The sequence below is a fragment of the Sphaerisporangium sp. TRM90804 genome (assembly GCF_029846175.1).
GTDB lineage: Bacteria > Actinomycetota > Actinomycetes > Streptosporangiales > Streptosporangiaceae > Sphaerisporangium.
In genome coordinates, this window is sequence record NZ_JARWAC010000033.1 from 84,925 (window position 1) to 92,520 (window position 7,596).

At 74.6% G+C, this 7,596-nt stretch carries 5 protein-coding genes; 1 reads left to right on the plus strand and 4 read right to left on the minus strand.

Going from position 1 to position 7,596, the window contains the following annotated elements; genetic code table 11:
- The first annotated feature begins 85 nt into the window (after positions 1-85).
- Complete coding sequence (locus PYR91_RS33575; protein WP_279786557.1) at positions 86-2,305, plus strand: efflux RND transporter periplasmic adaptor subunit; 2,220 nt, start codon at positions 86-88, stop codon at positions 2,303-2,305.
- A gap of 30 nt (positions 2,306-2,335) precedes the next feature.
- On the opposite strand, the gene PYR91_RS33580 is transcribed toward PYR91_RS33575, so the two are convergent.
- From PYR91_RS33580 to PYR91_RS33595, 4 genes are all read right to left on the minus strand, one after another.
- On the minus strand, positions 2,336-3,865 hold the full coding sequence (locus PYR91_RS33580; RefSeq protein ID WP_279786559.1) for a HAMP domain-containing sensor histidine kinase: 1,530 nt from the start codon (positions 3,863-3,865) through the stop codon (positions 2,336-2,338).
- Positions 3,866-4,152: 287 nt separating this feature from the next.
- A complete protein-coding gene (locus PYR91_RS33585; protein ID WP_279786560.1) occupies positions 4,153-4,854 on the minus strand; it encodes a response regulator transcription factor in 702 nt (233 codons plus the stop codon).
- A gap of 215 nt (positions 4,855-5,069) precedes the next feature.
- Positions 5,070-6,254 carry an L-2-hydroxyglutarate oxidase gene (gene lhgO / locus PYR91_RS33590; protein ID WP_279786561.1) on the minus strand — a complete coding sequence of 395 codons (1,185 nt, stop codon included), beginning with the start codon at positions 6,252-6,254 and terminating at the stop codon, positions 5,070-5,072.
- A gap of 601 nt (positions 6,255-6,855) precedes the next feature.
- Complete coding sequence (locus tag PYR91_RS33595) at positions 6,856-7,248, minus strand: hypothetical protein (protein ID WP_279786563.1); 393 nt, start codon at positions 7,246-7,248, stop codon at positions 6,856-6,858.
- Positions 7,249-7,596 lie beyond the last annotated feature (348 nt).

Sequence of the window (7,596 nt, forward strand, 5' to 3'; positions counted from 1 at the left end):
GATGTGGCCGCTTAGGCGCGGATTATCAGGAAACTCTCAGGCAGGGCTGAGCTGCGGGTGACGTGCGGGCAACAGGATGGCTCGCATGAGATCGAGCACTCCGCCCACCGCCATGCGCGCCGGCGGTCTGGCCCTCGCGGCCGTCGTCCTGGCCGGCGCCGGGATGATGTACGCGGCGGGCGGAGGCGCCTCGCCCCCCGAGCCCGTCACGCTCGCCGCAGGGCGCGGCACGGTGGTGAGCGCGGTCTCAGCGGCGGGGACTACGGTGGACGCCGCCACCCGCGACCTGGCCTTCGGCGCCTCGGGCACCGTGGAGGAGGTCGCCGTCGCGGTGGGCCGGAAGGTCAGGGAGGGCCAGTTGCTGGCCCGAATCGACGACACCGCGGCCCGGGAGGACCTCGCCGCCGCCAAGGCCGCCTTCGCCGCCGCCGAGGAGACCCGCGACCACCTCCAGACCACCCCCGCCACCACCCTCACCTCCCGCCAGGCCCCCCTCGCGGCCCCCCGAGCCCAACCCTCCCGCCCCCCGTCCCCGCAGAAGCCCCCCACCTCGTCCACGCCCAAGCCGCCCGGTCAGCCGACCACCTCGCCCACAGCCGAGCCGCCCGGTCAGCCGACCGCCTCGCCGCCGGACGGCCGTCCCTCCGGCGGGCCGATCGACCCCCGGACCTGCCCTCCCACGGCGCCGCCGGAAGGCTCGCCGTCACCCACCGCGCCCGCGCCGGAGGACGGCACCCCTCCCTCCGTCGTCTTCACCATCCATCCCGGCTCAGCCCTGCTGGCGGCCGCGCAGGTCCCGCTGTCCGCCCCCACATCACCGTCCCCCACATCGGATTCCCCCACCCCGTCCCCGTCCCCGAAGCCCACCACGGCGTCCCCCACCCCCAGCCCGACGCCCTCCCGCACCCCCACTCCCAAGGAGGCGCGGACCCGCACCGCGGACCCGACGCCCTCCCGCACACAGAACCGCGAGAAGGCGCCGCCCCGCGCCCCGGACCCGACCCCATCCCACACACCGACCCCGAAGAGAGCGCCGGCCCGCGCCACGGACCCGACCCCCTCCCGCACACCGGACGAGGCACCGAGCAGAACCCGCGGCTCCGGCCCGGCGCCGTCGGGTACCCGCGGTTCCGGTGACGCGCCGTCCCGTGACCGGAAACCCGCTCCGAGTCGCATCCCCGCCCCGAAGGTGACGCCGACCGCCACCCCCACCAGCCCGACGGCGGCTCCGACCGCCACCGCCACCGCGACCACCGGCCCGACCGCCACCGCCACCGCGACCACCGGCCCGACCGGGACGCCCACCGGGCCTCCCGGCGTTCCCCGCCCCACGGTCACGCCGAAGCCGACCGTCACACCGAAGCCCGGTGGCACCCCCGAACCCAGCGTGACGTGGGGTCCCAGCACCTCTCCGGAGCCCTCCGCGCGGCCGAGCACGCCGGGCCCCGGCTGTGAAGGGCCGGACGGCGGTGACGGGATCCCCTCGGGCGCGCCGACCGCCAAGCCCGAGGGCGGGCCGCGGGGAGGTGCGCCGTCCGGGCAGGTTCCGCCGGGTGCGCGAGGCGGCGGGTTCGGGCAGGGCGGCGGCGGAGGGCGGGCCGGTGGAGCCGGGCAGGGCGCCCGGGGCGGCCAGGCGATCACGACGGTGGCGCAGGCCGAGGCGGAGGTCGCCAAGGCGCGGACGGCCCTGAGCGAGGCGGAGGAGGCGCTGGACGGCGTCACGATCGAGGCTCCGGTGGCGGGCACGATCCTGAGCGTGTCCGGCACGACCGGCTCGCGAGCCACCGCCGGATCAGCGTTCCTCACCCTCGGGAACCTGGACGAACTCCAGGTCAAGGCGATGTTCTCCGAGACCGACGTGGGCCGCCTGAAGGTGGGCCAGACGGCCGCCGTCACCCTGGCCACCCGCCCCGGCGAGCAGTACGCCGCCGAGGTCGCCCACATCGACGTCACCGCGACGACCACCGGCCGCCTGGTCCAGTACGGCGTCATGATCGCGTTCGACCGAAGCCCCCCGAACCTCCTCCTCGGCCAGACGGCGACCGTCCAGGTGACGATCGACGAGGCCGAGAACGCCGTCTACGTCCCCGCCGAGGCCCTGCTCGACAGGGCGGACGGCGTGGCGACCGTCCTGGTCGGCGGCGTCCGCCGCCCCGTGGAGACCGGCGTCCACGGCGACCGATACGTCGAGATCCGCTCCGGCCTCTCCGAGGGAGACCGCATCCAGCTACCGACCGACCCCACCGCGGACGACTTCCCCGACGCCACCTTCCCCACCCTCACCCCCGCCCCTCAACCCTCCTGACCACGTCCGGCGAGCCCCGAGGAGTGAGTGTCACGGGGCCGAGGGGGGAAGGGCGTCGGGGGAGAGGGGGAGGACGATGCGGAAGGTGGCGCCCTCGCCCGGGGTGGTGTCGACCGTGACGGTGCCGCCGTGGGCGGCGACCAGGCCCGCGACGATGGCCAGGCCCAGCCCGCTTCCGCCCGCGGGCGGCACCGTGCCGGAGGCGGACTCCCCCGGCGTCGGGGCGCGGGACCTGGACGGGTCGGCGCGGTAGAAGCGCTCGAAGACCCGTTCGGCCTGGTCGGGCGTGAGCCCCGGGCCCTTGTCGATCACTTCGAGGAACGCGGTGACCCCGCCTGCGCCGGCCCGGACGGTGACCGGCGTGCTCGGAGGGGTGTGGCGCAGCGCGTTGCTCATCAGGTTGCCGACGATCTGGCGGAGCCGCACCTCGTCGCCGGAGACGATCGGAGCCGCGTCGCCGGTCACCTCCAGCGTGATGTCCCGGCCGGGGGCAAGGATGCGCGCGTCGTGCACGGCGTCGGCGGCCAGGGCGAGCAGGTCGACGGGCCCGTGGTCCAGGGGCCGTTGCTGGTCGAGGCGGGCGAGCAGCAGCATGTCCTCCACGAGGACGCCCATGCGGGCGGCGGCGTCCTCCACCCGCCGCATGAGCCAGGCCGGGTCGCCCGCCGGGTTCTGCCGGTAGAACTCGGCGAACCCGCGGATCGAGGTGAGCGGCGTGCGCAGCTCGTGCGAGGCGTCGGCGACGAAACGCCGCATGCGCTCCTCGGACGTGCGGGCCGCCGCCTCGGAGACCTCGCGAGCGCGGAAGGCGGCCTCGATCTGGGCGAGCATGCCGTTCAGGGACGCGGCGAGGCTGCCCACCTCGGTGCCGGGGTCCAGGTCGGGCACCCGGCGGCCGAGGTCTCCGGCGGCGATGGCGGCGGCGGTGTGCTCCATCTCCTCCAGCGGCCGCAGGCTCCTGCGGATGATCACCACGCCCAGCACGGCGAGGATCACCATGACGACGCCGCCGCCGAGCAACTCGGTCACCGCGAGCCGGGTGGTGATCTGCTCGACCGAGGACAGGTCGATCGCGATGACGACGCTGCCCTCCCCCGCGACGGTCAGCACGCGGACACGCCACTCCCCGCCGCCGGACTCGGCGGGCACCGTCATCGGCTCCCACCCGGGCGCCGTCCCCGTCCCGGGCGCCCTGGGCGGACCAGGCGGGCCGGACGGCGCCGCCGGCGTCGGCATCGGAGCCGCCCCGGCGACGACGGCCGGCAGGACGGGCCCGGGCCGGGCCTCGGCGTCCGGCCCGGCGCGTCTGGCCACGACCTTCCCGTCGCGGTCACGCACCTGCAGCAGCCCGGTGGTCGGCACGCGGGCCCCGATGGCCGGGCCGCCGATCAGCGTGCGCCCCACGTCCCGGGTGAACTGGCCCAGCTGCTGGTCCACCCGGTCGACCAGGTAGCCGCGCAGGACCGACACACTGCTCACGCCGATGCCCGCCAGCGCGATCGCCACCAGCCCCAGCATCGTCGCTATCAGCTTGATCCGCAGCGGCGTCCGCGCGAACAACGACGCCCGCCGACCCGTGCCACGAGAGCCGAACCACTGGTCAGGGCGCGACCCAGGCCCCGAGGCCGGATTCGGGGCCGAACCCGAGGCGGGATGCGGGGCGGATCCCGGGGCGGGCCCCGATGAGGATGCCGGTCCCGGCGCAGGTTGCGAGGCGAGGTGCGGCGCGGATCCCGGCACGGATCCCGGCACGGATCCCGGCGCGGGGTGTGGGGCAGGTCCCGGGGCGGATACGGGGACGGGGCGCGGGGAAGGTCCAGGGGCGGGCCCCGGGATGGGGGGCGGGTTCAAGAGGGCGGTACGCGTAGGACGTAGCCGACGCCGCGCAGCGTGTGGATCAGCCGGGGAGTCGTGTGGTCGATCTTCCGGCGCAGGACGGACACGTACGACTCGACGATGCCCGCGTCGCCGCGGAAGTCGTAGTCCCACACGTGGTCCAGGATCTGAGCCTTGGAAAGCACCCGCCCGGCGTTGGCCATGAAGTAGCGCAGCAGCTTGAACTCGGTGGGCGACAGCGGGATGACGGCCCCGCCCCGCCACACCTCGTGGCTCTCCTCGTCCAGCTCGATGTCGGCGAAGATCATCCGCGGCGGGGGGACGGCGGGCCCGCCCGCGGTGCGGCGCAGCACGGCCCGGATGCGGGCGACGACCTCCTCCAGGCTGAACGGCTTGGTCACGTAGTCGTCGCCGCCGAGCGTCAGCCCGCGGATCTTGTCCTCGGTGGCGTCCCTGGCGGTGAGGAACACGACCGGCGTGTGCGCGCCGCCGCCGCGCAGGCGCCGCACGACGTCGAAGCCGTCCATGTCGGGCAGCATGACGTCCAGGACGATGAGGTCGGGCCGACGGCGCTGCGCCGCCGCCACGGCGTCGGCGCCCCTCCCGGCCACGGCGACCTCGAACCCGGCGAACCGCAGACTGGCAGCCAGCAGCTCCAGAATGTTCGGGTCGTCCTCGACCACCAGCAGCCGCGCTTCCGGCACATCACTCACGCCCCCCATAGTGACCCTGATCAGCTCAGGAGGAGATAAAAGCTGCGATATGCCGGGCGACGGACACTCCGCAGCCCCGCCCGGAACCACAGTGCGTCGCTCCCCATACCGTGCGACGGACACCTTGGAGCCCCGCCCGGAAACCACAGTGCGTCGCTCCCCCTGCCGGACGACGGACACCTTGGAGCCCATCCGAGACGGCAGTGCGTCGCTCCTCAGGAGGAGATGAACGCCATGATGTGCCGCGCGATGGCCAGGCTGGACGTCGCCCCCGGCGACGGCGCGTTGCGCACCAGGACGATCCTGCCGTGCACGTCCAGCACGAAGTCGTCGACGAGGCCGCCGTCGCGCGCGACGGCCTGCGCCCGCACGCCGCCGCCCGCGCGCACCAGGTCGGCGGCGGTGATCGCGGGCACGTAGCGGCGCACGCCGCGGGCGAAGACCTCCTTGGCCAGCGAGCCGTACACCTCGGCGGCGCCCGTGCGCCAGTGGCGGGCGGCCATGCGGCGGGTTCCCGGCCAGGCGGCGATCTCCCACAGGTCGCGCGGCGACACCCGCGTCCAGGTGTACCCCTCGCGGGCCAGGGCCAGGACGGCGTTCGGCCCCGCCAGCACCTCGCCGTCGACCCGCCGGGTCAGGTGGACGCCGAGGAACGGGTACCGAGGGTCGGGCACCGGGTAGACGAGCCCGCGCACCAGGTCTCTGGCCGTACCGGCCAGCTTGTAGTACTCCCCGCGGAACGGGACGATGCGCACGTCCCCCGGCCGCCCCGCCATCGCCGCGACGGCGTCGGAACCGAGGCCCGCGCAGCAGACCAGCCGGTCGAAGACGAACCGGGCCGTGCCCGCCCGCACCTCGACCCCGTCCGGCGTCTGCCGCACCCCGTGTACCGGGTGCCCCAGGCAGACCGACCCGCCGAGCGTCTCGACGTCGAGGGCCAGGCGGCGGGCGACGGCGGCGAAGTCGACGACCGCCGTGTGCGGGGAGTGGACGGCCCCGACGCCGACGGCGTTCGGCTCGACGTCACGCAGGGCCAGCCCGTCGAGCTCGGCGATCCCGGGAACGCCGTTCTCACGAGCCCGCTCGGCGATGCGCCGCAGCCCGGGCCGTTCGGCCAGCGTGGCGGCGACGACCAGCTTGCCGACCTCCTCGTACGGGATGTGGTGCTCGGCGCAGTACTCGCGCAGCAACGCGACGCCGTCCCGGCACAGCCGCGCCTTGAGCGAGCCCGGCGCGTAGTAGACCCCGGCGTGCACGACCCCGCTGTTGCGCCCGGTCTGGTGGGCGGCGACACGGTCCTCCTTGTCGAGCACGGTCACCGAGGCACCCCGCAGAGCGAGCTCCCGGGCCACCGCCAGCCCCAGGATGCCCGCCCCGACCACCCCGATCCGCCCACTCACAAAGCGCCATCTTCCTCGGTTACCCATGGCCGCGCCAGCCCGCGCCCGGACACACCCTGACCAACCAGCCCTGACGAGCCCCCTCCCGGTTGCCTTCCTTCAGGCGATCCGCCCCCACGTGGTGCCTTCGTCGCGCCTTCCGAGAGGGCGCCCTCGCCCAGCCCGCCCTCCAACACCGCCCGGGCAACCCCCCTGCCCCAGAGACGGTGACCACCCACACCACGCCGGCCCCACCCCCCACCAGTCAGCCACCCTCACGCGGCCCACCACCCCGCCCCAGGAAAGGTGACCACCAACACCACCCCAGCCCCACCACCCCCCACCAGTCAGCCACCGCCACACGGCCCACCACCCCGCCCCAGGAAAGGTGACCACCAACACCACGCCAGCCCACCACCCGCACGCCCGTGAGTTCTGACCCCCGCCGATCGCCCTGCCCCGCTGGGGCAGGTCACCTTCCGCCGGCGACTGCCTACTTCCGGCGCCGCGTCGGCGAGGGGTGGGACGGCGAAGTCGGCGCCCCGTACGGCGGGTCACCCGGTGACTCAACAGAGATCAGCCATGGTGGAAGGGAAGCTGCCCGGTCGAGATCACCCAGGCCTCACCTGGACGGGCGCTTCTGCCCGAAGGTGTTCATCCGAGGGACGAACGTCTGACCGCGCAGGGCTTGTTCGACGACCTCGACGGCGCCCGCCAGCCGTACAAGGCGAGGGCCCTCGCGGCGGTAGGTCTCCAGCACCGCCTCGATGGCGTGGGGCGGCAGGTGGTCCTTGAGGTCGACGGCCGCGCCCCGGTAGCCGGTGCGTGCGGCCTCCACCATGGCGTTGACGTGGTGGCGCGCCATACGGGCGAGCGCGACGGGGTGCCGCCGCAGCACGCCGTAGGCGCGGTAGTCCGGCGGCACCGCGTCGAGCAGCCAGGTGACCGCCGAGGACTCCCACTCGGGGTCCCCGGGTGGAAGCACCTCTTCCGGCCACGCCGGCGGAACGTACATGCCAGAAAGTGTATCGAATGAGTGTTCGATGCCCGTGTGTGCCCCAGTGCGGCTTGTACGAACATTTACCGGGTTCCCCACCGTAAGCGGCGCCGACATCGCCGCACCGCTTCTCACCGACGCGGCGCCGGAAGTAGGCAGGTCACAGGCGGAAGGGGGAGCCGCCCCCGGGGCGTGCTGCGCCGACTCCAACCAGGGAGTCGAGGCGACCGGAGAGCGAGCGCCTACCGAGAAACGGCCGAGGCCGACCGGACAGCGACCGGGCCGACCAAGCCACGGCCGAAGCCGACCACAGCGACCGAGCCGACCAAACCACGGCCGAAGCCGACCACAGCGACCGAGCCGACC